The sequence below is a fragment of the Gulosibacter massiliensis genome (genome assembly GCF_900626105.1).
GTDB lineage: Bacteria > Actinomycetota > Actinomycetes > Actinomycetales > Microbacteriaceae > Gulosibacter > Gulosibacter sediminis.
Window position 1 is genome coordinate 2,021,207 of record NZ_UYZX01000001.1, and the last position, 23,114, is coordinate 2,044,320.

The following is a 23,114-nucleotide window of genomic DNA, read 5'->3' on the forward strand; positions in this document are numbered from 1 at the left end:
GAACGGTGACACTCGCCCGAGTATCCTTGGGCGAGTGTCACCGTTGACCATTTCTCGCATTCAGCTTGACGACGAGCGCGGGCTCGAGGCGGTCGCGGCGTTTCGCGGCGCCCACGACCTCGCCCAGTTTGGCGGCAGCGTCGTGCAGACCGCGGCGCAGCTGCGCGCCGAGATTGCCGACAGCGAGTTCAACCGCCACCTGTTCTGGGCCGCCTGGGAGGGCGACTGGGTCGTCGGCGAGGCGAGCGTTGATTTCCCGCTGCAAGAGAACCTTGATCTCGGCTATGCCGAGCTGCAGGCAGAGGCGGATGCGCGCAGCGCCGGCTACTCGACGCTGATCTGGTCAAACCGCGTGCCCGACGAGTACCTCGAGCAGTACGGCAAGCTGCTCACGCAGCTCGAGCTCGACGAGCCCGACGAGGACGTCGTGGGCGAGATCGCCGACTACACGCCCGAACGCATCCGCGAGGGCGAGGCCCGCAGCACCGCCTCAGGCTACTTCAGCATCATCGCGGTGTCGCAGGCGCCCGACGGCAGCCTCGCCGCCCACTCCGAGGTCGAGGTGCGCACCGAGCCGGGCGCCGACCTTGCGTTTCAACGCAACACGCTCGTGTTCGAGGCGCACCGGGGCCACCGCCTCGGCCTGGCGCTCAAGCTCGCGACGCACCGCGCCATCGCCGAACAGTTTCCGGCGGTGCGCCGCATCGCGACGTGGAACTCGCACGTCAACCCCTGGATGATCGAGGTCAACGAGCGCATGGGGTACCGTCCGCGGTACCGCGAGGTCATCTACCAAACGGGGTGACTCGGCGGCGTGTAGCGTCGAGCGAGTGACCAATCTCGACGCCGCCACCGCCGCCATGAATGACTGGCGCATCCACGCCTTCGCCGAACTCGCGCCATACACTCGGCCCGAGGGCGAGCGGATGCACGCGGCCGGCAGCCTGGTCGGCGTCGCGAGCGAGGTGCGGCCCGATCCGGGCGCATCCTGGTCGATCTTTAACCCGCCCGTCGTCGATGAGCTTGTGGTGCGCGGCGCCGACACCTCGGGGGAGGACCCCGAGGCGCCGGCGGGCGGCGACCTCGCGGCGCTGCTTGATGCGTGGGCGACGGGTGCGCCGACCGGCGTGCCGCTGCAGCTCGAGCTGCCCGTCGCGTTGCGGGGCGCCCCGGCGGTGCTCGCGGCCCGCGGCTTCACACCCGTGAGCACGTTCGCGGTGCGTCGCGTTGAGGGCGAGCCGCGCCCGTCGGCGTGGGCGTCGAAGCCGGGCCGCAAGCTCCGCGAGGTGACCGCCGAGGATCGGGCGGGCGTCGCCGGATTGCTCGAGGAACTCCACGCAGCCGACGCCGCCGCCGCGACCGGCGCGTGGGCGCATCCGCAGCTGCGCGAACACCTGCTCGACTATGCGGCCAAGGTCGTCGATGTGCCCGTGCTCGCGGTCATCGCCGAATACTTCGGTCTCGTTGCGGGCGTCGCGAACTTCGCCGCCCCGGGTACCGTGGCGCCGCGCACGAGTCGCGAGCGGGAGCTCTACGTGCAGTTCACGGCCGTGACGCGGCGCCTGCGCGCGGGTGGCGTCGGCGCGGCGCTCGTCGGCGAGCTCGACGCGCGCGCCCGCGCGGCGGGCGCCGAGCTGCTCGCCGTTGACTTCGGCGCGCTCAACCCCGAGTCGGGGCCGTTCTGGCTGCGGCAGGGCTTTCGCCCGCTGACGACGATGTGGCGGCGTCGATAACCGGCTCTTCGGACATTCGGTGGGGTCATGGGGTGAGTCCGCCGGCGGCGAGGAGCATTCGTAGGCGGTAGTTCTCGCGGTTGCGGAAGCCGCGAGCGAGGCGACGATGCAGCTCGATGATCCCGTTGATTGCTTCGGTGCCGCCGTTGTTTGCTCGGCTGGTGGTGAAGTAGGCGAGGAACGCTGAGCGCCAGCGTCGCAGGGTGCGGCCGAGGCGTGCGATCTCGGGGATCGGACAGGTGTGGAACGACTCGACGACCTTCTCGGCGATCTGTCGCCCCTCAGCGAGGTCCTTCTGGTGATAGGCCGAGCGAAGTTGCTGCGCGCACTGCCATGCGACGAACACCTCGTCGTGGGCCGGGTTCGCCTCGATGGCTGCGGTCAGGCGCGCCCACTGCTTGTCGGTGAGGTTCTCAGCCCCGGCGCGGAGGATGGTCTGGATCCCGTAGAGCGGATCACCTTTCCGACCGCGATGGCCGAGAGTGTCTTGCTGGACCCGACGGCGAACCTCGTCGACCGCGACGGTGCCGAGCTTGACGACATGGAACGCGTCCAGCACGGCGGTGGCATCTTGCAGTTTGTCGTCGATCGCGGTCTTGTAACCGGCGAACGGATCCAGCGCCGCGACCTTCACCTGCTCGCGGAATGCGTCGCCACGTGCGCTGAGCCAGGTCGCGTAGGCCTTCCCCGACCTGCCCGGCACGAGGTCCAACAGCCGGGCCCGCGTCTTCCCGGTGCTGTCGCGGGTGAGGTCGACCATCCCGGTCAGCTCTTTCGGACCGCGCTTGCGCGGGTCGACGTGATGCCAGATGTGCTCGTCAACGCCCAGCGTTGTCACGTTCTCGAACCGGGACTCATCGGCCGCGAGCTTCACAAGCTCCGGCTCGACGGCCCGCCACACCGTCTTCCACGACGTGCCCAGCTGGCGACGCAATCCTTCGATCGTGGCGTGTTCGCGACGCAGCTGACCGACTGCCCAGACGACCGCGCGTCGGGTGAGTGCCCCACGCGGGGCGACAAGAGACGGCAGCTGTTCCACGAACGTCTGTCGTGCACAGCCCGACTCGTCGCACCGCCAGACTCGCTGCCGCCACACGATTCGCACCCGTGTCATGCCGGGCACGTCATGAAGCAGCCGGCGGCGACGTCCACGGCCGGTCGCCACGGTCCCGCACGACGGGCAACCGGCAGGCGCCGCAGGACTCGAGACCGTCACGATCAGTAGTCCGTTGCGGCGGTCCACGTGCTCGACATGGACGCCGTCGAGGCCGAGCAGGAGGTCGCAGCGGGAACACGGGTCAGTGGCAGAGCGCGCGTCAGCGCACCCCGAAGTAGGGTGAAGCACGTCGAGGTCCTCGTAATGGATCAGGTGGTTAGCGCTTCTGATCCTCGGGGACCTCGACCCCTACCCGTCGAACCTCACCCGGCGAGCCCTACCCCCACCGAATGTCCGAAGAGCCCGATAACCTCGAGCAGCCGCGCCCGCAGCTGCTGTGAGCGGGCGGCAAACGCGCGCTGCTGGCGCACGTACTCGGCCTTGCCCGCCGGGGTCTCGATCTCGACCGGGTCGACGCCGTAGTCGCGCACGTCATAGGGCGATGCCGCCATGTCGAGCCAGCGGATCTCCTTCGCGAGGGCGAACGCGTCGAGCAGCAACTCACCCGGCACGAGCGGGCCGAGCTTGACGCACCACTTGTAGACGTCCATGTTCGCGTGCAGGCATCCCGGCTGGTCGAGCTCGCACTGGCGCTCTCGCGTCGGTTCGAGCAGGTTGCGGGGCCGGGCGTCGGGCGTGAAGAAGCGGTAGGCGTCGTAGTGGCTGCAGGTGATGCGGTGCGACTCGACCACCGCATCCGTACCCCGCTGGCCGAGTCGCAGCGGAATCGGATGCCGGTGCTCGTCGTCGCGGTAGACCATCGCCCACTCGTGCAGCCCGAAGCAGCCGAACTGGCCGTCGCGGCCCGCGATCGAGGCGGTGAGGGCCCGGATGCGCTCGACGAGATCGCCCTTCGCCGCGAGGAACGCCGCGGCATCGACCTCGACGCGACCCGACGCATCCTGCCGATACCAGCGGCGCTCGGCGAACGCATCCGCGCCCTCGAGGGCGACGCCGATGCCGGGGTGCCAGCGGCGCAGCACGGCCGGCTTGTACGAGTAGTACGTGAAGAGGAAGTCGTCGATGGCGTGCTTGCGGCCGGCGTCGCGCGCGGCGCGATAGTCGGAGGTGAGGGCGTCGGCGCGCTCGCGGTGTGCCGCCTCGCGCGCCTGCCAGGTGGTCTGCAACATGACCAGACAAGATTACCGGTATGACCACATCGCAGCTGCCCGCCGCCATTCTGTTCGACCTCGACGGCACCCTTGTCGACTCGGAGCCGCTCTGGAGCGCCTCGGAGCGTGCGATGGCCGACCGCCACGGCTCGCGCTGGACGGAGGACGACGCCCGCTCGACGATCGGCAAGCCGCTCGCAGTGACGATCGCCGAGATGCGCGCGCTCGGCCTGCCGCTCAGCGCCGAGGCGGCGCTCGACGACCTCGTCGGCGTGATGGTCGACCATCACCGCGACGGGGTGACCTGGATGCCCGGGGTCGAGGCGCTCCTCGCCACCGTTCGCGCGGCACAGGTGCCGGCGGCGATCGTCTCGGCGAGCTACCGTCGCCTCATCGACGCCGTGCTCGCCGCCGCGCCCGCGGCCGTGTTCTCGGAGTCGGTCGCCGGTGACGAGGTGCACGCGAACAAGCCCGAGCCCGAGCCGTACCTCACCGCCGCCGAGCGCCTCGGCGTGCCGATCGCCGACTGCCTGGTCATCGAGGACTCGGTGAGCGGCGCGACCGCGGGCGTCACCGCCGGCGCGCACGTGCTCGTGGTGCCGAGCTCGCTCGCGCAGCTCGATGAGTTCGAGCGGCTCGGTGTCTCGCTCGCCGACTCGCTCGAGCGCATCGGCATCGACGAGCTCGCGCGGCTGCGCGCCGGCGAGCGCCTGCGATTGGGCGTCGCATGAGCATCCGCCACACCCGCATTGAGACGCAGCTCGGCTGCGTGATCCTCGTCGGCGACGTGGATGTGCTGCGCGGCTGCTACTTCAGCGACCAGAAATACCTGCCCGACCCCGCGACGTTCGGGCCGGAGGTGGATGCCGAGGACGACGCGCTGTTCACCTTCGCGAGCGACGAGCTCGCGCGCTACTTCGCTGGGGAGCTGCGGGAGTTCACGGTGCCGCTGCGACCGACCGGCGACGAGTTCTCGGAGCCCTGCTGGGCGCTCCTGCGCGAGATTCCCTACGGCGACGACGACGTACGGCGAGCTCGCCGAGCAGCTTGGCAACCGCCACCTCGCGCAGCGCGTCGGCCAGGCCGTCGGCCACAACCCGCTCAGCGTGATCATCCCGTGCCACCGCGTCGTCGGCGCCAACGGCACGCTCACCGGCTACGCGGGCGGCCTCGAACGCAAACGCTGGCTGCTCGAGCTCGAAGAGCCCGAGGCAGCCAGCGCGGCGCGGTTGTTCTAGCGAGTTAGCTCTTGAGCTGGGCGTCGACGCGCGCGTAGATCGCGTCGGCGTCGCCCGAGACGAGTGTCTCGCGCATCTCGTCGTCCATGAGCCCGCGCGCGATCTTCGCGAGTAGCTCGAGGTGGGTGCTGCCCGCCTCGGCCTCGGGCACGAGGATCGCGAGGGCGGTCGAGACGAGTTCGCCGTCGGTCCAGGTGACGGCCTGCGTGCCGCGGACGATGATGATCGCCGCCTCGCTCACCGCCGCCGACTTCACGTGGGGGATCGACACGCCCTGCGCGAGCGCTGTCGTGCTCTGCGCCTCGCGGTCGAGCATCCCGTCAACGACCGCCTGCGGGTCGTTCGTCACGCCGAGCTCCTGCGCCGTCGCGGCGACCCGCTGCAGCAGCCCGTCGCGGCCCGAGGCCTCGACGCCGACGCGCACGTGGTCGCGGGTGAAGATGCGGGTTGCGGTGAGCGTCGTGCCGGCGGCAGCCGGGGCCGCAGCGGGCGCGACCGGCGCGGCCGAGGCGACCGGCGCATCCTGCTTGACCGGCGCATCCGCCTCATTCGCCGCCGCGCGGCGGGCCGACGCGGTGCGGTAGAGGCCGAAGATCACGCCGCCGACGAGGGAACCGATGAGGATCGCGAGGAACCAGAGCAGCGGGTTTGTGACAACGGGGAGGATGAGGAAGCCGCCGTGCGGGGCCGGCGAGCCGGCGCCCCAGACGAGCGAGAGGGCGCCGCTGATCGCGCTCGAGACCATGAAGATCGGGATGACGACGAGCGGGTTGCGTGCGCCGAACGGGATCGCGCCCTCGGTGATGAACGTCGCGCCGAGCACGTAGTTGACGTAGCCCGCGCGGCGCTCGGCGGGCTGGAAGCCCTTCGGGAACAGCGTCGTGGCGATCGCAGTGACGAGCGGCGGGGTCATGCCCGCGGCGATGACGGCGGCCATGAACGTGAGGTTGCCCTCGCCGAGCAGCGCGACGCCGGTGACGTATGAGGCCTTGTTCACGGGGCCGCCCATGTCGAACGCCATCATGCAGCCGAGCACGATGCCGAGCAGCAGCGGGTTCGCGTCCTGGAACGAGGTGAGCCAGTCCTGCAACGCGGTCGAGATGCCAGCCATCGGCGTCGCGATCCAGAGCGTGATGAGGCCGAACACAACGGTGCCGATGACGGGGAAGAGGAAGATTGCCTTGAGGCCGTTGAGCGACTTTGGCAGCCACTTCAGCGCGCGGTCGAGCAGGAGCATGCCGTACCCGGCGAGGAAACCGGTGACGAGGCCGCCAAGAAAGCCGGTGCCGTAGGTCGAGGCGATGAGGCCCGTGATGAAACCGACGACGAGACCGGGGCGCTTCGCGATCGCGTCGGCGATGAACGCCGAGAGCACCGGCACCATGAGGCTCATCGCGATGCCGCCGATCTCCTTGAGGCTCGCGGCGAAGGGGTTGTACTGGTCGCTCGACGGGTCGGCCGAGTAGATGCCCCAGAGGAACGAGACCGCGATGAGTACGCCGCCCGCGACGACGAACGGCAGCATGTGCGAGACGCCGTTCATGAGGCTCTTGTAGATGTCGCGGCCGACCTTGCGCCAGCCGGTGCCGCTCGTCTCGATCGACTTCACGTCGAGGAGGTCGGCGTCGAGCGCCGACTCGGGCTCGCCGTCACTCGCGGCGGCGCGCTCGCCGGCCTCGGCCTTCGCAAGGGCCTGGTCGATGAGCTGGTCGGCCTTGTGGATGCCGGCGGCGACCGACACGTTGACGAGCGGCTTGCCGGCGAAGCGCTCGGCCTGCACGTCCTTGTCGGCCGCGACGATGACCGCGGTGGCGCGGCGGATGTCGTCGGCGGTGAGGGCGTGCTCGACGCCCGCCTGCCCGTGGGTTTCGACCTTCACTTCGATGCCGCGCGCCTGCGCGGCCTTGATGATGGCCTCCTCGGCCATGAACGTGTGTGCCACACCGGTGGGGCACCCGGTTGCGGCGATGATGTACGGCTCGGTCATCTCTCCGTCTCCTTAGTTAGCGGGGGTTGTTGCGGGCGGAGCGGCGGGCTCCGAAAGTGCGGTGCTAGCGAGCGTGGACTCGGTCGCGAAGTCGCGCACGGTGATGCGGCTCGCGAACTCGTCACGCACGGGGAACAGCGTGGTGGGGGAGGCAACGGCGCTCGAGGCCCACAGCGAGGCGTTGCGCAGGCTCTCGGAGTCGAAGTTGCCGTCGGCAAGGAAGCCGGCGAGCAGCGCGTCACCCGCGCCGACAGTGTTGACGACGGGGATGTCGTGGGCTCGGGCGATCCAGGCGCCATCGGCTGTGACGAGCATCGAGCCGTCGCCGCCGAGGCTGGCGAGCACGGCACCGGCGCCGAGTTCGCGGGCGTGGTCGGCGGCCGCGCGCACCTCGCCGAGACTGCGCAGCGGGCGGCCCGTGAGTTCGGCGAGCTCGTCGACGTTCGGCTTGATCAAGTCAGGACCGGCGCTGACCGACTGGTTCAGCGGCTCGCCCGAGGTGTCGAGTGCGATGCGCACGTGGGGAGCGCGGGCTCGCACCGACGCGATGAGTCGGCCATACACATCCGCTTCGGCGCCGGTGGGCAGGCTGCCGCAGAGCGCGATGATGCTCGCGTTCTTGGCAGCGAGCTCGACGGCGGCGCTCAGGCTGGCCCACTCGGCGTCGTCGAGGGGCGTGCCCGGCTCGTTGATCTTGGTGGATTCGCCGGGGGAGATGAGCGTGATGTTCGTGCGCACCTCGCGGGCGATGGGGATGATCTCGTGGCCGAGCCCGCCTGCGGTGAACTGGGTGGCCATGAATTCAGCGGTGTTGCCGCCCGCGGGCACGATGGCCTGGCTGGCAACGCCCGCGCGGTGCAGGGCCCAGGCGACGTTGACGCCCTTGCCACTGGCCTCGCGGGTTGAGGTGGTCGCCCGGTTCACGGCGCCGAGCGCGAAGCTCGAGACGGTGACCGTCCAGTCAATCGCCGGCGCTGGCGTGACGGTGACGATGTGGTGCGCGGTGTTCTCGCTCACGTGCCCCTCCGATGCTTGTTTGGCTTTAATTGGAATTATTGGAGATTGTTGGACTTTTGGCAAGTGTCTTGCGGGGATACCTTTGGATTGTGTTGGATTCGCAACGGAATGAGGAGTTGGCATGACCGGAGCACCCACCCTGCCCGCCGCGATCTGCTGGGACATGGACGGCACGCTGATCGATTCTGAGTACGCCTGGGAGGTGTGCGAGCAGGAGCTCGCGCGCGAGGCCGGCGTGACCTGGACTTCGGCGCAGGCGCGCGAGGTCTTCGGCACGCCGCTCATCAACACGGCGCGCGAGTTGGTGGCCGCCGGGGTGCGTGGCGACCCCGAGGTGATCGCGCAGGTGCTCACCGAGCGCGTGGCGGCACACCACGCCGAGGGGCCGGACTGGCTGCCGGGCTCGCGCGAGTTGCTGCGGCTGGTGGCGGATGCTGGGGTGCCCTGCGCGCTCGTGTCGTCGAGCTATCGCCCGCTCATCGACCCGGTGCTCGCCGTAGCGCCGATTGCATTTGCCGCATCCGTGGCCGGCGACGAGGTGGCGCGCGCCAAGCCGCATCCCGAGCCGTACCTGACCGCCGCCAGCGCGCTCGGCGTCGAGCCCGCGCGCTGCGTCGTGGTCGAGGACTCGGTGAGCGGGGCGACCGCGGGGCGGGACGCGGGGATGCGCGTGATCGCGGTGCCGTCGGATGCTGCGGATCGCGAGGCGTTCGAGGCGCTCGGCGTCGAGGTGGTTGCGAGCCTGGCCGAGATCGACGTCGAGCTGCTTACGCGATAACGAGTTCCACGCCCGCAGCGTCGAGTTCACGGTGCATCTCCGCGGGCACGTCGCGGTCGGTGATGATGATGTCGATGTCGGCGAGCTCGGCGTGGCGCACGCCGCGCACGAGCCCGAACTTCGAGTGGTCGGTGAGCACGATGCGCTGCTCGGCGCAGGCGAGCATCGCGTGCTTGACCGCGGCCTCGTCGGGGTTCGGCGTCGTGAGCCCGCGCTCGGGGTGGATGCCGTTCGTGCCGAGGAAGGCGACGCCGACGTTGATGCCGCCGAACGCGCGCACCGTACGGTCGCCGACCGCGGCCGAGGTGACCGCGCGCATCATGCCGCCGACGAGCTCGACGCGCACCTGCGGCTGGCGTAGGAGTGTCGTCGCAAGCGGCAGCGCGTTGACGTAGGCCGTGAAGTTCGCCGAGTGGGGGAGTTGCTGCACGAGCCGGTGCGTCGTGGTGCCTGCGTCGAAGAGCGCCGCCCCGCCGTTTGGGATGTACTCGAGCGCCTTGTGTGCGATGCGCTGCTTCTCGGCCGAAAACTCGATACGCGCCTCGAGCGTCGGCTCGTACAGGTGCGAGTCGGCCGGCACTGCGCCGCCGTGCACTCGCCGCAGTAGGCCCGTGTTTTCGAGCGCGATGAGGTCCTTGCGCACTGTCTCAGAAGTCACGCCAAACTCGGCTGCGACCGTGGCCGCGTCGATTCGGCCCGCCGATGCGAGGATGCGCAGCAGCTCCGCCCGACGCTCTTCTGCGTACTTTGCCTCGGCCATCCTTGCTCCCGAACCTCGTGTTGCTGTCGATTGTGTTCGCAAGAATACCCAAGTCGCCACCGCGCGCCAGCTCGGTTTCATTCGCGGCGCCGGATGCGCTAAGCTATTCGAGTTGTCACCACGGTGAACAACGGGCTGTGGCGCAGTTTGGTAGCGCACTTGACTGGGGGTCAAGGGGTCGCAGGTTCAAATCCTGTCAGCCCGACCGAAAAGCCCTGATGAGAAGCAATTTTCATCAGGGCTTTGTCGTGTGAACAGTGGGTCAAAATGGCCAATGTACCCGCAAATGTACCCGCAAGGTTTTTTGCGAACTATCCCGACACTCCAAGCCTGTACGTGGCGCGCTCGCAAGGCAGGTGAGACGAAGACCCTCGTGATTCTGGGGTTTATCTGCTCGCTGTAGTACTGGATTGCCCGGCGACTGGCCTATCGAATGACGTCTAACGACGGCGCAGAACCTCAGGTTTACATCCAATCGCTAGGCATGACGGTCCTTGTCAGGTGGGCATAGCCCACCTCGAGTGAATACTTGTCATACTGCCTAGGCAGCGCGCGTCCGACACGTAGTCGTATCCCGAGAGATCCCGTCAGATCCTGAATGATCCCGACCGACGTCCTGCGAAGCCCTGCGCGATCCCGAGAGATCCCGACGTATCTTGATCTCCATCCGGACCCTCGATGTGGTCCGCTCCATGAACCTGAGCCTAGAGCGAGGACGAGCTTTGTAGTGGCGACCGTAGCAGGGGGTTAAGCGATGCGCAGCTTCCAGCGATCTCTGGGCTGTCCACCCTGCTGCAGCTTGATGACGCCGGCGAGCTTCAGCCGGTCTACAACGGCTCTCAAGGACTGCGTATTGCCAACCTCGAACGCCTGACCCGCAGCCCCTGCGAATCCGGCGAAGTCGCCGGACATCGAACCGAGGATCCCCATGACCGTCTGCACGCTGATCGAACCAGCCTGCTCCTTCAGTTGCCACACGACATCCTCGTGGTTGCTGACAGCAGCGGCGCTTCGGCTGCTCACGTCAGCGTCGAACGTCGCATTGGCGAACCCGGAGGAACAGGTCTTCAACGCGATGATCGAGGGCTGGCGGAACCAGCAGTTGTCACGCGGGCTCCGCGAGCAAACGATTCGAAATCGGACGGCGACGGTGTCGCGGTTCCGTGATTTCGTGGACAAGCCCCCGTGGAGGTGGACGGTCGCCGATGTGGATGAGTTCACCGCGGAATCGGGCGGACGCACTCGCACGCTGTCGACGATGCGCGCCAATCACGGGTCCATCCGGGGATTCTGCGACTACCTCACGAACCCGTTGTACGACTGGATGGAGATCTGCGACCGGGAGTTCGGTGAGGTCCCGTCCCAGGTGTGTCTGCCGTGGAACACGGTCGCGCACCGGTTTGAGTTCGAGGGGGACGGGAAACGCCGCCCGTTCACGTACGACGAGATCGAGCGCCTGTTCGACACCGCCGACGCTCGCGTCGAGCTGCTCGTGGCGTCGGGCCGGCAGGGCGCTCTCGGGGCGTTGCGTGACGCACAACTGCTGAAGACGGTCTACGCGTTCGGGTTGCGCCGCACGGAGGCGGTGATGCTCGACACCGTCGACCTGCACCACAACGCAAAGATGCGCCAGTGGGGGCGTTACGGCGCGATACACGTGCGGTGGGCGAAGGCTGCAGGAGGTGGTGCGCCGCGGCGGCGGACGGTGCTGCTGGTGCCGGAGTTCGACTGGTGGGTGCCGGGCATGCAGCAATGGCTCGAGCAGGCCCGGGAACGCTTCGCGCCCGGAGTTGACCTTGACGCGCTCTGGGTGACCGAGCGTCGCACGCGTCTGTCCGCCGGGTATCTCGACCGGAGGTTCGCGGAGCTGCGGGACGAGGCTGGCCTGTCGAAGGATCTGACGCTGCACAGCCTCCGGCATTCCTACGTCACGCATTTGCTGGAGTTCGGCTATGCCGATCGATTCGTCCAGGAGCAGGTCGGGCACATGCACGCCTCGACGACCTCGATCTACGCCTCCGTCAGTTCGGACTACAAGAACCGGGTGCTCGCGGAAGCACTGAAGGCCCTCATCGAAGGAGAAGCTGATGACCGTTGAGCTCGACACCGGATGGAATCTCCGCAGAGTGATGGCTTCGCGCGGGATCTTCCAGACCTCCAAGCTGAAGCCACTGCTCGAGGAACGCGGGATCGACCTGTCCAGGGAGCAGGTGTATCGGCTGGTGACGCAACCGCCTCAGCGGGTGCGTCTCGACGTGTTGGCGGCGTTGTGCGATGCGCTGGAGTGCTCACTCGACGATCTCGTGACAATCGCTCGCCGAGAGGCATCGACCCCGGTGGCCGTGGGCGAGGAAGCGACGCGCGGGTCGATCGGTGATCTCCGTCCTGTCCGCGCAACCATCCGCCGTCCGCGTACGAAGTAGCCACGGTGGCCAAGCCTCCGCAGCAGCCGAGAGTCACGGAAGTTATCGACCTCGTGCGTCCCCTCGTTCCCGAGATCTTGCCCGAGCGTCTCGCTGAGATCGTGCATTCGGTTGCGCCAGTGCCCCTCACGCAGCGGCTTCTTGAGCTCGCGCTGATCAAGCAGCCTGGGGTCCTCGAGGGGCGGCATGCGAATGTGCCGGTGACCGTCCAGGATCTGGCCCGCGCGCTGGTAGAAGAAGGAGCGGACCGGGTAGTGCTGCCGACGTGCGAGTCCTGCGGCCGCTCGGTGAGAATGCCCCACAAGACGCCGAGCGGTGGTCGGCACTGCTCTCGTTGGGGACTGCCGAAGGTTTGGTTGACTCCAAGACCGCATGATTCCTGAGAGGGCGTCGTGCTGAAAGGATGGCAACCATGCCGAAGATCACCTACACCGACGAGTTCAAGCGCGACGCGGTCGCGTTGGTCGAGTCGGGTATCCCTCAAAAGCAGGTCGTCAAGGACCTCGGAGTGGCGAAAACCACGCTGCAGGCATGGCTCCGTGACGCGAGGTTCAAGTCCCATGGGATGACCCCGACCACCGATCCAGAGGCGCGCAAGGACATGTCGCAGGCACTGCGTCGGATCCGGGAGTTGGAGATGGAAAACGAGGTGCTACGGCGCGCGGCGGCGTATCTGTCGCAGGCTCACATCACGCCCCCAAAATGATCTATCCGCTCGTGAAGGAGATGGCCGCGGTCGGTGCCCGGGTGAGGGTGCCGGTGGCGGTCGCGTGCCGGATACTGGGATTCTCCAAACAGGGCTACTACAAGTGGCTCAAGCAACCGGTGTCAGCCCGTGAGGCCGAGGAGCAAGAGCTCATCTCGGTGTTGCATCAGCTTCACAACGACGACCCGGAGGGCGGCTACCGGGTGCTGGCAGACGACCTCGCTGAGTTGGGCTACGAGTTGTCCGAGCGCAGAGTGTGGCGGTTGTGCCGGGTCGCCGGCATCCAATCGGTGTTCACCACGCGGAAGACTCGCTACAAGAAGGCCGGCGCGCCGGTTCACGATGACCTGGTCAACAGGCAGTTCAGCGCCGACGGCCCCAACGAGCTATGGCTGACCGACATCACCGAGCACCGCACCCGCGAGGGCAAGGTCTACCTGTGTGCGATCAAGGACGTGTTCTCCAACCGGATCGTCGGCTACTCGATCGATTCACGGATGAAGGCCCGGATCGCCGTCAACGCGCTCGAGATGGCAGTGGCCCACCGAGGCCGGCCCGCTGGGGTGATCGTCCATTCCGATAGAGGGTCCCAATTCCGGTCGCGCCGCTTCCGCAAAGCGCTGAAGCGCCACAGGCTACGTGGCTCGATGGGCAGGGTCGGGGCATGTGGCGATAACGCCGCGATGGAGTCGTTCTTCGCGCTCCTGCAGAAGAACGTCCTCGACCGTCGATCCTGGGGCACACGAGAGGAACTGCGCCTGGCCATCGTGTCCTGGATCGAGGGCAAGTACCACCGCAAACGCCGTCAACGCCGACTCGGGAAACTCACCCCCATCGAGTTCGAACTCATCATGAACCCAGCCGCTACACTGGCGGCATAAACCCGGAGGTCAACCAAACCTTCAGCGGACCCTTGCGAGCGGAACGCCAGGTCCGTCTCCTGCGCTTCCTGTGGCCGGGTCCGACCCGTGCAGCGCACGATCGACGGACAGCGCTTCTGCCGCGAATGCTGGCGAGCCGACCCTCGATCGTTCGGTGACTGCTCGCGGTGCAGGCAGCACGCGACCATCATCGTCCGCCGCCCGGAACTCGTCTGCCTGGCCTGTTATACCGCACCGATCAAGACCTGCGGTCTCTGCGGAGAACCTGGCCGGGTCGCCTCCCACCTTGACGGGCGACGGGTATGCGCACGCTGCTATTACGCGATGCGTAGACCGCAGCCCTGTCCCGAGTGCGGGCGCAGGGTGTTCTTGACCGGTTTCATGAACGGTCAGAAGGTCTGCGCCGACTGCGCGGGCGCTCCGGTGACGATGGCCTGCCCTGGGTGTGGCTCGATCGAGGAGATCCGCAAGCATCATCTCTGCGTCGAGTGCCGCCGGCCCGTCGCGATCCAGCAGTTGCTCGCCGACGACGCGGGAGAGATCCGCGCGGACCTCCACCCCCTTGCGGACTATCTGCTCACGCACCACAGCAAAGCCGCATCGTTCGAACGCTGGATGCACAAGAGCAAGTGCGCGATGGTGCTCCGCGAGATCGCGGACGGAACCCTGCCACTCACCGCCGAGGCGATCATCACCCGAGCCCGGTCGGGACAGTCGGTAGCGTTCCTCCTCTCGCTTCTGGTCCGCTCAGGAGTGCTTCCGGAGATCGATGTCGAAGGCACGCGCTTCGACCACTGGCTCGATGGATGGTTGGCGGGCATCGAACATGCCGAGGACCGGCTGGTCCTGCGCCGGTACTGCACCTGGGAGCTCCTCCGGTCCACCCGGGCTTTCCGAGCGGTACCCCGCAGTACATCGAGTCCAGCCGCTGGCTTCCAAAGGCAACGGGCCGCGCTGAAGTACTGCGCCGCGCTTCTTCGAGAGATTCGGTCACAGCAAGAGACGCTGGCAACCTACCCGCAGCGCCGGCTCGACGCATATCTGACTGATTCACCGAGCCAGCGTGACGCGCTGGCACCATTCACTCGCTGGCTACGACGGCACCGGATGAGCACCCTCCGAGTCGAGTTCCGAGCCCATCGCCTCGAAGGGCGAAGCTACGCCTCCGACCACCGATGGCAGATGGCTCGCAAGTTCCTGTCGGATGCCGGCATGGACCCGAAGACCCGGGCAGCCGGGCTCCTCGTACTGCTCTACGGCATCCAGCTGACCCGCATCGTCACGATCACCCGGACACAGATCGATACGAGCTCGCGGCCCGTCACGCTGACCGTCGGGGCCGAGCCGATCGGGCTCCCCGAGATCCTTGGCGACGCCATCAGCGATCTCGCCGACGCCGCGAAGCACCATCCTGAAGGATGGCTGTTCCCCGGCCGGAACCCAGGCAATCACCTCACCCCGGGCCCGCTGAGCCGTCGTCTTCGCGCCGAAGGCCTGCTCGCGGGAAGCGCACGCACCACAGCGCTCATCGAGCTCACCCGGCAAATGCATCCCCTGATCGTCTCGGATCTCCTCGGCATCACGACCTCGTCCGCCGCCGCATGGTCGCGTCTCGCCGGCGGTGACTGGTCCGACTATCCGGCACTCCGTTCCGACCACGCCTGAACGAGCATCACACGTCAGCGCCCGGGCCGGAAATCGCTTCGCGCAACTGCTCGACGGTCGGCGACCCGGCGATCCCAGCTGGCGTGCGGAACATCCGGCAGGCGAGCCCGACGTGGGTACGCTCGTCGGCGAACGGGTCGATGCCGTCGACGAGCACGGTTGGGGAGCCGTGGAACCCGAGGCGCACGGCGTCCTCGGGGGTCTCGACCAGCTGACGTATGACCCTGACATCGGATCGGTCGTTGACTACTTCAGCGAGCCGCTGGTCGAGCACCTCCCAGTTGGGGCAGCCGTTGAAATACTGCAGGATGATCTCCATGATGGTCCTCTCAGTTCTCGTTGCCGCGGATCATCAGAAGCGCTCCGGCGATCGCGGCGGTGACGATCACGACGTCGGCGACGTTCCCGATGAACCAGTTCCCGTAGGCGAGGAAGTCCACGACGTGCCCCTGGGCGAACCCTGGAGCACGGAAAAGCCTGTCGCCGGCGTGGGAGGCGGCGGCCCCGCCAAGCGCGCCGATCACGATCGCCCACCCGGGGTGTCGGACACGGAACGCGAACACGATCGCGGTGACGGTGGCCGCGACGGCCACCAGCGCGAACACCCAGGTGGAACCCTCACCGAAGGAGAACGCCGCGCCGGGGTTGTAAGCGAGTTGCAGGCCCAGCAGGTCGCCGATCAGCGGGAGGCGCTCACTTACTGTGAGCGTGGCCTCCGCCCATGCCTTCGTCCCCTGATCGATCAGGAGGACGAGCCCGCCGAGCGCGAGTGCCCCCGCCGTGAGCCGCCAACGCCCCCTCTGCTGCCGCTCTCCCGACGTCAGCTCAGCATCGGCAGCCGCGTCCGGGGTCATGCGAGGACCTCGACGAGGCGGACGATGACGCCGGAATCGATCAGGATGAACAGGCCCAGGCCGATGAACACGACGGGTACGAGCCAGTGCTCGACGCGTTCAAGCGTTTCGGTGACGGCCTTGTGGGTTCCGATCAGGCGTCCAGCAGCGCACCAGACGGCGACGAGGACGAGGAACACCGCGATCATGACGACGACGTCGCCGGGCGAACTGGTGCGGAAGATCGGCGTGTAGAGGGAGATGTTGTCGGCCCCGTTGGCGATCGTGATCCCGGCGACGCCCCACAGCCCGACCGCGGTGATCTTCTCGTCGTCGTCATCGTCGTCACCGTTGCGTCGCAGGCCCCGCACGAGGGTCCAGATGCCGATGCCGAGCGGGATCAGGCCGAGGAAGCCCACCCATTCGTCGGGGACGATGGTCAGGCCGTGCGCGGCGATCACGCTGATCACGACGAGGGTGATGAACCCGAGGTACTGGCCTGCGACGATCTGCCACGGTCGCGGCTTCCCTCGGCTGGAGGCCAGGAACAGCACGGTCAGCACGACGATGTCATCGATGTTGGTCGCAGCAAACAAGCCGATCGCTGAGCCGATGGTCGCAAGCATCAGCTCTCCAGCCGTGGGGTACGCGTGCGGGCGGCGCGGAGTCCGTTGAGGATCACGACGACCTCGGCGATCTCGTGGACCAGCACCACAGCGGCGAGTCCGAGGACGCCGAACAGCGCGAGCGGCAGCAGCGCGGTGATGATCAGCAGCGACAGGACGATGTTCTGGTTGATGATGCGGCGTCCGCGGCGGGCGTGGTCGAACGCGCGCGGGATGAGGCGGAGGTCGTGGCCGGTGAACGCGACGTCGGCGGACTCGATCGCCGCGTCCGAGCCGGTCGCGCCCATCGCGATGCCGATGTCCGCGGCGGCCAGAGCGGGGGCGTCGTTGATGCCGTCGCCGATCATTGCAACCGACCCCGCCTTTGACAGCTCCCCGATCGCGGTCGCTTTGTCTTCGGGACGCAGTTCCGCGCGCACGTCGCTGATACCGGCCTGCGCTGCCAGCGCCCGTGCCGTGCGGGCGTTGTCGCCGGTGAGCATCGTCACCCCGACGCCCTGCGCCGCGAGAGTCCGCACCACTTCGGGGACCTCGGGACGCAGCTCGTCGCGGACGCCGATCGCGGCGACAGGGGCCCCGTCGCGGTGCACGATCACAACGGTCATGCCCTGCTCCTCCAGGCCCGCGACCTGGTCGCCGAGCACCCCGGCGTCGAGCCAGCGGGGGCTGCCGACGGTGATCCGAGTCCCGTCGATCTTGCCCTCGATGCCGTGCCCGGCCTGCTCGGTCACGCCCTCCGCAGCCTGGGCTCCGGGGGCTGCGGCGGTGATCGCCGCGGCCAGCGGGTGCGTGCTGTGCTGCTCCAGCGCAGCCGCCCAGGCCAGCGCCTGGGCGTCGGTCACGCCGTCCGCGGCGAGGACCGCGGTGACGGCGGGCTCGTTGCGGGTGAGGGTGCCGGTCTTGTCGACGGCGACATGGCGGACCGTGCCGAAGCGCTCGAACACCGCGCCGGACTTGATGATCACGCCGAACTTGCTCGCCGCGCCGATCGCCGCGACCACCGTCAGCGGCACCGAGATCGCCAGCGCGCACGGGGAGGCGGCGACGAGGACGACGAGGGCTCGGGTGATCCACAGCTCCGGGTCCCCGAACAGCGAGCCGACCAGGGCGACCAGGGCCGCGAGGACCAGCACGCCCGGGACCAGCGGGCGCGCGATCCGGTCCGCGAGGCGCGCTCGCTCGCCCTTCTCCGCCTGCGCCTGCTCCACCAGCTCCACGATGGTCGTGAGCGAGTTGTCGGTGCCCGCCGCCGTCGTCTCGACCTCCAGCGCACCGGCGCTGTTGATCGCGCCGGCCGACACGGCGTCGCCGGGCTCGACCTCGACCGGGATCGACTCGCCCGTGATCGCCGAGGTGTCCAGGCTGGAGCGCCCCGCACGGACGACTCCGTCGGTCGCGATCCGCTCGCCGGGACGAACCACCATGACCTGCCCGACCGCGAGGTCCTTCGCCGCAATCTCCACCGAAGCGCCGTCGCGGCGCACGGTCGCGGTGTCGGGGACCAGCTTCAGCAGCGCTCGCAGCCCGCCGCGGGCGCGGTCCATCGCCTTGTCCTCCAGCGCCTCTGCGATCGAGTAGAGGAACGCCAGCGCCGCAGCCTCTTCGACGTAGCCGAGGACGACTGCGCCGACCGCGCTGATCGTCATCAGCAGCCCGATGCCCAGCTTGCCCTTGAACAGCTTCCGGATCGCGCCCGGCGTGAACGTCGACGCGCCCAGCAGCAAGCCGACCCAGAACAGCACCAGTGCCGGGATCTCCATGCCGGACCACTCAAGGATCAGACCAGCGAGGAACGCGACACCGGAGAAGACCGGCACCATGATCCCGCGGTCCCTCCACCAGGGCCGCTCCTTCTCCTCGCTCTCATCGACTGCCGTGGTCGTCGGCTCGTGCTCGCAGCCGCATGCCGCGCTCACGCGTCTGCTCCCGCTCCGCAGCAACCCGGAACGGTGCACGACGAGTCCACGCACGGAGCGTGCTCGTCGACAGCCAGAGTCACATCCACCAGCGCGATGAGAGCGGCCGCGAGGTGCGGATCAGCGATCTCATACCTAGTCTGGCGACCCTCCGGCTCAGCGACCACGATGCCGCAGTCGCGCAGGCAGGTGAGGTGGTTCGACACGTTCGAGCGAGTCAGCTCCAGCTCACGCGAGAGCACCGCCGGGTAGCTCGGTCCCTCGAGCAGGGTCATCAGGATCCGGGAACGCGTCGGATCCGCCATGGCCCGGCCGAGCCGGTTCATGACGTCGAGTCGAGAAGCAATAGTCAGCATGCACTGAACTATACAGCACAGGCTGATCAATCGCCGGATGCATCAGCCTCCGCCACAAGGCGAAACAGCAGTCGACATCTGATGAATACGCGACTCAGCAACAATCGGTGCTACCAGTACGTGCCAGCTCCTTGTGGAGCGCTCAAGCCCAAAATCCATGTACCCGCAAATGTACCCGCAAGCTCCGGGCTTTTGCCGGTTTTGACGGGATCTGACGGGTTGTGGGATCTCCCGACTTGCCTACTCCCGCAAGGGATCTACGGCTATCAAGCGTGACGGAGGGAGAACCCTTCTTCGACTCAAGGGGTCGCAGGTTCAAATCCTGTCAGCCCGACCAAAAAATCGCGGAAACTCAAGGGTTCCCGCGATTTTTTCGTAGGTGAGATTTGATCCGGTCAACACAAACCCATCTTTTTGACACGCCGAAAGGGCACTCGGGCATCATTCACCCGGCAGTGCCCCGACCGCTCCGGTTGTGTACGGTCAGCTGCGATGCGCGCCGTGCACCTGTTCGACATGGACACCGAAGCACAACCCACCCCGTGGGGCCTGGAGCCCCTGATCGATGTCGGCGAGCTGGCCACGTATTTGGGCATCCCCGTCTCGACGATCTACGACTGGCGCACCCGCGGCCTCGGCCCGCCCGCGTACCGCTTCGGCAAACACCTGAAGTTCGCCGTCTCCGATGTACGTGTCTGGATCGAGCAGCAACGCGACGGCGCCCAGACCTTCCCGCTCGACGGGAGGTGACGCGATGAGCCGCCCACGCCTCACCATCGGCACGTTCGGCACGATCGGGTTCCAGACCGCGTCGAACGATCGCGTGACCGCCCGTGCGAGGTATCGCGACTGGGATGGAAAGTCCAGGCTCGTGCAAGCCACCGGCGACATGAAGCGCGCCGCCGAGCAACGGTTGAAAGCGAAGCTTGCCGAGCGCACGCTCTACCAGCCCGAAGGCATCGGGCTCACTGCCGACAGTCCCTTCCCCGACCTGGTGGCGTACTGGCTTGAAGATCTCGACCTTGAAGACCGGCTCTCGACCACCACCCGTCAACTGTACGAACGCAACATGCGCACGCTCGTACTTCCCGCGTTCAAAGACCTCACGTTGCGCGAGATCGGTGTCGCCCGCTGCGACCACTTCTTGAAGCAGCTGGCGAAGCAAAGCTACAACCGTGCCAAGCAGGCCCGAGTAGCATTGCGGCTCGCGCTCGGGCTCGCGGTAAGGCACGAGGTGCTGCCGCGTAACCCGATGGATCACGTCTCAAGGCTCCGGAAACCCCCGACGACACCGAACGCGCTCACCCCCGCCGAGGTGAACGCCATCCGCACTGCGATCGCATTCTGGGAGACCGGGGTCTCACCCTCCGGACCGAAACCGGACGGGCAGCTCGGCGCGATCGTCGAGGTGATGCTCGGCACGTCGGCCCGCATCGGTGAGGTGCTCGCGATCCGTCGCCGCGATATCGACATCGTGAGCGCCCCGCCGTCGATTCGCATTAGCGGCACCATCGTCGCGCACCGCGGCGAACCCACCCAGCGGCAAGATCATCCCAAGACCGCGAAGTCCAGACGCACCGTCGCGCTCCCCGCGTTCGCTGCCGAGGCGGTGCGGCTCAGGCCTGCCCGCCGTGATGATGCCTCGCTTGATGCACTGTTGTTCTGCAATCGTGACGGTGGCCCGCTGACGACGAACAACGTGCGCAGGCAGCTTCGGCACGTGCTCGACCTCGCAGGCATCGAGGGCATCACGCCGCACATGTTTCGTCGCACGGTTGCCACCGCAATCAGCAATGAGGCGGGCGTCGACCTTGCCGCCGAGCTACTCGGACACACGGACCCGGCGATCACGGTGCAGCACTACATCCGCCGCAACGAGATGGTCAACCCGGCGACCGCCGAGATGCTCGACCGCGCTTTCGGGAAGAAAGCGTAGACATTCGCGGATGCTCGGCGTTCCGTTGCAGCATGTCCGCCGACCTCGGGTCAACCACTCGCGACGTGACAGAAACGGACTAGAGGTAGCGTGACGGCCCCGCAAAATTTTGCGGCACCGTCACCTGATCCGCGGAATTTCAGGTCCCGCCGATTCGGAGGGACCGTTGAACCCGTGAAGTAGCGCTTCATGCGGATTTTGGGATGGCGGTTGGGATTGAGGTTGGGCGTCACACCCGCATGCCTGCTCCTCCAGCTCAAAACTACTTCGAACGCGCAAGAGTTCGACCTGGGCATGACAGTCTCCTCCCGCCAGTGTGCATACATAAAAATAGGTGCACATCGTCTCCCAAGGTGCCAGTCAAGCGCCGATATATACACACATGACCTTTCCGCTGCCACGCCTCTGGCAGATCGAGGAAATCGTAAATCATCGAGTTCTTTGTGGACCGCTCATCCATGATCTGCCAGACGCGTGGGGCTACAGACGAAGGTCTGGTCTATGCCTACGACCGGCGTGATCGATCAAGTCCAGGCGACAGGAATCTCTACGGCATACCTTGGTTCAGTGCGCAGGGTCAGCGCCGTGGGTGCCGACCTCGGACAGCTGCTCGCTCCGTCCTTTGGCACATGCCACGCAGAAGCCACGCTCCCGTTGAATACCCCGGGGAGGTATCATGCGGAATGATATTGAATAGAATGGGTGAGGCAATTTGAGTCTTACCGGCCCGGGAGGTGGAGGTATGTCGATAACGAATACCGCCCCTTCGGGTCCGGTCCGCCCGCACCCACCCCGGTTCCTCGTTGCGCTATTCGCACTCGGTGCTCTCCTCCTGTGCGCCGTACTCATGCACGCCTTCGGGCATGGTGGGAGCCACGAGGCCGCACCTGCAACGGCGTCGGTAATGCACGCTGAAGCCGCGCCTGGAAGCGCCCCGACGGCGGTCACCTCCGGGCATGGCGAGCACCCAACGGCCGCGCACGCAGATGGACTTGCGGATTCCGGTGTCGCCTGCGGAGCGAGCTGCGGCGAACATGACATGGTCCAGGTCATCTGCATGCTCGTGTTCCTGACCGCAGGTGTGTTCTTTCTCTTCGTTCTTGCCCGGCGATTGGCCACCGATCACTGGTTCGGTGCGCGCGCATTGAAGATCGCAGTGCATGTCCGCGGTGCGCCTCGTCCGATGACGCCGTCGCCGCAAGAACTCTCCATCAGTCGAACTTGATCGGTCTACCGGGGCCGCGCCACGTGCGCATGGCCTCGCTTTGCCGATCCCAAATTCTTCGACGTATTGGAATAACTCATGAAACTCCGAACCTTATTTATTGTCCCGGGCATCCTCGCCGCCGGACTGGTCCTTGCCGGTTGCACGACTGGCCCAGCGGAACCCGCACCTGCTACTTCGACAGCGCCATCATCAGTGGCGGAGGACTTCAACTCTGCTGACGTGATGTTCGCGCAGATGATGGTGCCTCACCATGTGCAAGCCGTCGAGATGTCCGACCTGATTCTCGCGAAGGATGACATCGACCCTCGCGTTGTCACCCTCGCCGAAGAAATCAAAGCCGCACAACAGCCTGAGATCGACACGCTCAACACCATGCTCGAAACCTGGGGCATGCCACAGGCCGCAACCGATGGCATGAGCATGGGCCACGGCAGCCACATGGACGGCATGATGACCGAGGAAGACATGCAGGCACTCGAAGCCGCAACTGGACCCGACGCGAGCCGACTGTTCCTGGAGCAGATGATCGTGCATCACGAGGGCGCCGTGGAGATGGCGCAAGCTCAGGTCGATTCCGGGGTGAATCCGGATGCCGTCGCGATGGCACAGGCGATCATCGACACCCAGAACAGTGAGATCGAGACCATGCGCGACATCTTGCTGCGCCTCTAACCACCCATCCCCCTGGGGTCGGCGCGAAACTACTTGCGCGCCGACCCCGGCAACACCAACACACAGCACCGGTTGCGCACCCTTGGCTAGC

24 protein-coding genes, 1 tRNA gene and 1 pseudogene are annotated in these 23,114 nt (G+C 67.1%); 15 read left to right on the forward strand and 11 right to left on the reverse strand.

Annotation, left to right across the window (positions count from 1 at the left end):
- The first annotated feature begins 43 nt into the window (after positions 1-43).
- Both EJL01_RS09575 and EJL01_RS09580 read left to right on the forward strand, forming a co-directional pair.
- Positions 44-805 (forward strand): hypothetical protein, encoded by a 762-nt coding sequence (locus tag EJL01_RS09575; RefSeq protein ID WP_125107290.1) that lies wholly within the window; start codon positions 44-46, stop codon positions 803-805.
- Positions 806-830: 25 nt separating this feature from the next.
- Positions 831-1,733, forward strand: coding sequence for a GNAT family N-acetyltransferase (locus EJL01_RS09580; protein WP_125107291.1), 903 nt, complete (start codon positions 831-833; stop codon positions 1,731-1,733).
- 25 nt (positions 1,734-1,758) lie between these two features.
- On the opposite strand, the gene EJL01_RS09585 is transcribed toward EJL01_RS09580, so the two are convergent.
- Positions 1,759-3,078, reverse strand: a complete 1,320-nt coding sequence (locus EJL01_RS09585; protein ID WP_431834720.1) for an ISL3 family transposase — start codon at positions 3,076-3,078, stop codon at positions 1,759-1,761.
- 74 nt (positions 3,079-3,152) lie between these two features.
- Positions 3,153-4,019, reverse strand: coding sequence for a 3-methyladenine DNA glycosylase (locus EJL01_RS09590; RefSeq protein WP_125107292.1), 867 nt, complete (start codon positions 4,017-4,019; stop codon positions 3,153-3,155).
- 20 nt (positions 4,020-4,039) lie between these two features.
- Between EJL01_RS09590 and EJL01_RS09595 the strand changes: the two genes are divergently transcribed.
- From EJL01_RS09595 to EJL01_RS09600, 3 genes and pseudogenes are all read left to right on the forward strand, one after another.
- Entirely contained in the window at positions 4,040-4,732 is a 693-nt protein-coding gene (locus tag EJL01_RS09595) for an HAD family hydrolase (RefSeq protein ID WP_125107293.1), read from the forward strand.
- A pseudogene (locus EJL01_RS13485) lies at positions 4,729-4,899 on the forward strand (hypothetical protein); the annotation flags it as partial. The gene EJL01_RS09595 and the pseudogene EJL01_RS13485, both read left to right, overlap by 4 nt.
- Positions 4,865-5,239, forward strand: coding sequence for a methylated-DNA--[protein]-cysteine S-methyltransferase (locus EJL01_RS09600; protein WP_428831931.1), 375 nt, complete (start codon positions 4,865-4,867; stop codon positions 5,237-5,239). The pseudogene EJL01_RS13485 and the gene EJL01_RS09600, both read left to right, overlap by 35 nt.
- 4 nt (positions 5,240-5,243) lie before the next feature.
- Here the strand turns inward: EJL01_RS09600 and EJL01_RS09605 are convergent, their stop codons facing one another.
- Together EJL01_RS09605 and EJL01_RS09610 are read right to left on the reverse strand one after the other, a co-directional pair.
- Positions 5,244-7,226 (reverse strand): fructose-specific PTS transporter subunit EIIC, encoded by a 1,983-nt coding sequence (locus tag EJL01_RS09605; protein ID WP_125107294.1) that lies wholly within the window; start codon positions 7,224-7,226, stop codon positions 5,244-5,246.
- Between the two features lie 12 nt (positions 7,227-7,238).
- Entirely contained in the window at positions 7,239-8,243 is a 1,005-nt protein-coding gene (locus EJL01_RS09610) for a 1-phosphofructokinase family hexose kinase (RefSeq protein ID WP_164509772.1), read from the reverse strand.
- Positions 8,244-8,364: 121 nt separating this feature from the next.
- On the opposite strand from EJL01_RS09610, the gene EJL01_RS09615 reads away from it, so the two are divergent.
- On the forward strand, positions 8,365-9,021 hold the full coding sequence (locus EJL01_RS09615) for an HAD family hydrolase (protein WP_125107296.1): 657 nt from the start codon (positions 8,365-8,367) through the stop codon (positions 9,019-9,021).
- Here the strand turns inward: EJL01_RS09615 and EJL01_RS09620 are convergent.
- Entirely contained in the window at positions 9,011-9,781 is a 771-nt protein-coding gene (locus EJL01_RS09620) for a DeoR/GlpR family DNA-binding transcription regulator (protein ID WP_125107297.1), read from the reverse strand. The genes EJL01_RS09615 and EJL01_RS09620 overlap by 11 nt on opposite strands.
- A gap of 131 nt (positions 9,782-9,912) precedes the next feature.
- Here EJL01_RS09620 and EJL01_RS09625 point away from each other — a divergent pair.
- Positions 9,913-9,986: transfer RNA gene (locus EJL01_RS09625), tRNA-Pro, on the forward strand.
- Between the two features lie 542 nt (positions 9,987-10,528).
- Here the strand turns inward: EJL01_RS09625 and EJL01_RS13120 are convergent.
- The gene (locus EJL01_RS13120; RefSeq protein ID WP_206427703.1) at positions 10,529-10,723 is read right to left on the reverse strand and encodes a hypothetical protein; all 195 of its coding nucleotides are present in this window, start codon (positions 10,721-10,723) and stop codon (positions 10,529-10,531) included.
- Positions 10,724-10,823: 100 nt separating this feature from the next.
- Here EJL01_RS13120 and EJL01_RS09630 point away from each other — a divergent pair, with 100 nt between their 5' ends.
- The 4 genes from EJL01_RS09630 (at position 10,824) to EJL01_RS09645 (ending at position 15,456) form a co-directional block, all read left to right on the forward strand.
- Positions 10,824-11,879 (forward strand): tyrosine-type recombinase/integrase, encoded by a 1,056-nt coding sequence (locus EJL01_RS09630; RefSeq protein WP_125107478.1) that lies wholly within the window; start codon positions 10,824-10,826, stop codon positions 11,877-11,879.
- On the forward strand, positions 11,869-12,204 hold the full coding sequence (locus EJL01_RS09635) for a helix-turn-helix domain-containing protein (protein WP_026936353.1): 336 nt from the start codon (positions 11,869-11,871) through the stop codon (positions 12,202-12,204). The genes EJL01_RS09630 and EJL01_RS09635 overlap by 11 nt, the downstream gene beginning before the upstream one ends.
- Before the next feature lie 412 nt (positions 12,205-12,616).
- Positions 12,617-13,791, forward strand: a protein-coding gene (locus EJL01_RS09640) for an IS3 family transposase (protein ID WP_241209084.1) whose coding sequence is annotated in 2 segments (ribosomal slippage) — positions 12,617-12,896 and positions 12,896-13,791 — 1,176 coding nt in all. Because the reading frame shifts where the segments join, the coding sequence is not laid out codon by codon here.
- 363 nt (positions 13,792-14,154) lie between these two features.
- On the forward strand, positions 14,155-15,456 hold the full coding sequence (locus tag EJL01_RS09645; RefSeq protein WP_125107298.1) for a hypothetical protein: 1,302 nt from the start codon (positions 14,155-14,157) through the stop codon (positions 15,454-15,456).
- Between the two features lie 7 nt (positions 15,457-15,463).
- On the opposite strand, the gene EJL01_RS09650 is transcribed toward EJL01_RS09645, so the two are convergent.
- The 5 genes from EJL01_RS09650 to cmtR are packed head-to-tail and all read right to left on the reverse strand — an operon-like array spanning position 15,464 to position 19,187.
- Positions 15,464-15,775 (reverse strand): thioredoxin domain-containing protein, encoded by a 312-nt coding sequence (locus EJL01_RS09650; protein ID WP_026936351.1) that lies wholly within the window; start codon positions 15,773-15,775, stop codon positions 15,464-15,466.
- 10 nt (positions 15,776-15,785) lie between these two features.
- On the reverse strand, positions 15,786-16,310 hold the full coding sequence (locus EJL01_RS09655; RefSeq protein WP_026936350.1) for a signal peptidase II: 525 nt from the start codon (positions 16,308-16,310) through the stop codon (positions 15,786-15,788).
- Positions 16,307-16,915: a cadmium resistance transporter gene (locus tag EJL01_RS09660; protein WP_125107299.1), complete on the reverse strand. Its 609-nt coding sequence runs from the start codon at positions 16,913-16,915 to the stop codon at positions 16,307-16,309. Before EJL01_RS09660 ends, EJL01_RS09655 begins: the two co-directional genes overlap by 4 nt.
- Entirely contained in the window at positions 16,915-18,831 is a 1,917-nt protein-coding gene (locus EJL01_RS09665) for a heavy metal translocating P-type ATPase (RefSeq protein WP_028707591.1), read from the reverse strand. Before EJL01_RS09665 ends, EJL01_RS09660 begins: the two co-directional genes overlap by 1 nt.
- Complete coding sequence (gene cmtR, locus EJL01_RS09670) at positions 18,828-19,187, reverse strand: Cd(II)/Pb(II)-sensing metalloregulatory transcriptional regulator CmtR (RefSeq protein ID WP_026936347.1); 360 nt, start codon at positions 19,185-19,187, stop codon at positions 18,828-18,830. Before cmtR ends, EJL01_RS09665 begins: the two co-directional genes overlap by 4 nt.
- 492 nt (positions 19,188-19,679) lie before the next feature.
- Between cmtR and EJL01_RS09675 the strand changes: the two genes are divergently transcribed.
- The 4 genes from EJL01_RS09675 to EJL01_RS09690 all read left to right on the forward strand — a co-directional run bounded on the left by EJL01_RS09675 (position 19,680) and on the right by EJL01_RS09690 (position 23,023).
- Positions 19,680-19,937: a helix-turn-helix domain-containing protein gene (locus tag EJL01_RS09675; RefSeq protein ID WP_125107300.1), complete on the forward strand. Its 258-nt coding sequence runs from the start codon at positions 19,680-19,682 to the stop codon at positions 19,935-19,937.
- Positions 19,938-19,941: 4 nt separating this feature from the next.
- Positions 19,942-21,123, forward strand: coding sequence for a tyrosine-type recombinase/integrase (locus EJL01_RS09680; protein ID WP_125107301.1), 1,182 nt, complete (start codon positions 19,942-19,944; stop codon positions 21,121-21,123).
- A 904-nt stretch (positions 21,124-22,027) separates the two neighbouring features.
- Positions 22,028-22,348 carry a hypothetical protein gene (locus tag EJL01_RS09685; protein ID WP_125107302.1) on the forward strand — a complete coding sequence of 107 codons (321 nt, stop codon included), beginning with the start codon at positions 22,028-22,030 and terminating at the stop codon, positions 22,346-22,348.
- Between the two features lie 78 nt (positions 22,349-22,426).
- Entirely contained in the window at positions 22,427-23,023 is a 597-nt protein-coding gene (locus EJL01_RS09690; RefSeq protein ID WP_125107303.1) for a DUF305 domain-containing protein, read from the forward strand.
- Positions 23,024-23,114: the final 91 nt, after the last annotated feature.

What these genes read in the sequence shown, in the direction of transcription:
- EJL01_RS09590 (WP_125107292.1), bottom strand. Translation starts at nt 4,019, where the DNA reads ATGTTGCAGACCACCTGGCAGGCGCGCGAGGCGGCACACCGCGAGCGC.
- EJL01_RS09595 (WP_125107293.1), top strand. Translation starts at nt 4,040, where the DNA reads ATGACCACATCGCAGCTGCCCGCCGCCATTCTGTTCGACCTCGACGGC.
- EJL01_RS09600 (WP_428831931.1), top strand. Translation starts at nt 4,865, where the DNA reads ATGCCGAGGACGACGCGCTGTTCACCTTCGCGAGCGACGAGCTCGCGC.
- EJL01_RS09605 (WP_125107294.1), bottom strand. Translation starts at nt 7,226, where the DNA reads ATGACCGAGCCGTACATCATCGCCGCAACCGGGTGCCCCACCGGTGTG.
- EJL01_RS09615 (WP_125107296.1), top strand. Translation starts at nt 8,365, where the DNA reads ATGACCGGAGCACCCACCCTGCCCGCCGCGATCTGCTGGGACATGGAC.
- EJL01_RS09620 (WP_125107297.1), bottom strand. Translation starts at nt 9,781, where the DNA reads ATGGCCGAGGCAAAGTACGCAGAAGAGCGTCGGGCGGAGCTGCTGCGC.
- EJL01_RS09635 (WP_026936353.1), top strand. Translation starts at nt 11,869, where the DNA reads ATGACCGTTGAGCTCGACACCGGATGGAATCTCCGCAGAGTGATGGCT.
- EJL01_RS09650 (WP_026936351.1), bottom strand. Translation starts at nt 15,775, where the DNA reads ATGGAGATCATCCTGCAGTATTTCAACGGCTGCCCCAACTGGGAGGTG.
- EJL01_RS09655 (WP_026936350.1), bottom strand. Translation starts at nt 16,310, where the DNA reads ATGACCCCGGACGCGGCTGCCGATGCTGAGCTGACGTCGGGAGAGCGG.
- EJL01_RS09660 (WP_125107299.1), bottom strand. Translation starts at nt 16,915, where the DNA reads ATGCTTGCGACCATCGGCTCAGCGATCGGCTTGTTTGCTGCGACCAAC.
- cmtR (WP_026936347.1), bottom strand. Translation starts at nt 19,187, where the DNA reads ATGCTGACTATTGCTTCTCGACTCGACGTCATGAACCGGCTCGGCCGG.
- EJL01_RS09675 (WP_125107300.1), top strand. Translation starts at nt 19,680, where the DNA reads ATGCGCGCCGTGCACCTGTTCGACATGGACACCGAAGCACAACCCACC.
- EJL01_RS09680 (WP_125107301.1), top strand. Translation starts at nt 19,942, where the DNA reads ATGAGCCGCCCACGCCTCACCATCGGCACGTTCGGCACGATCGGGTTC.
- EJL01_RS09685 (WP_125107302.1), top strand. Translation starts at nt 22,028, where the DNA reads ATGCACGCTGAAGCCGCGCCTGGAAGCGCCCCGACGGCGGTCACCTCC.
- EJL01_RS09690 (WP_125107303.1), top strand. Translation starts at nt 22,427, where the DNA reads ATGAAACTCCGAACCTTATTTATTGTCCCGGGCATCCTCGCCGCCGGA.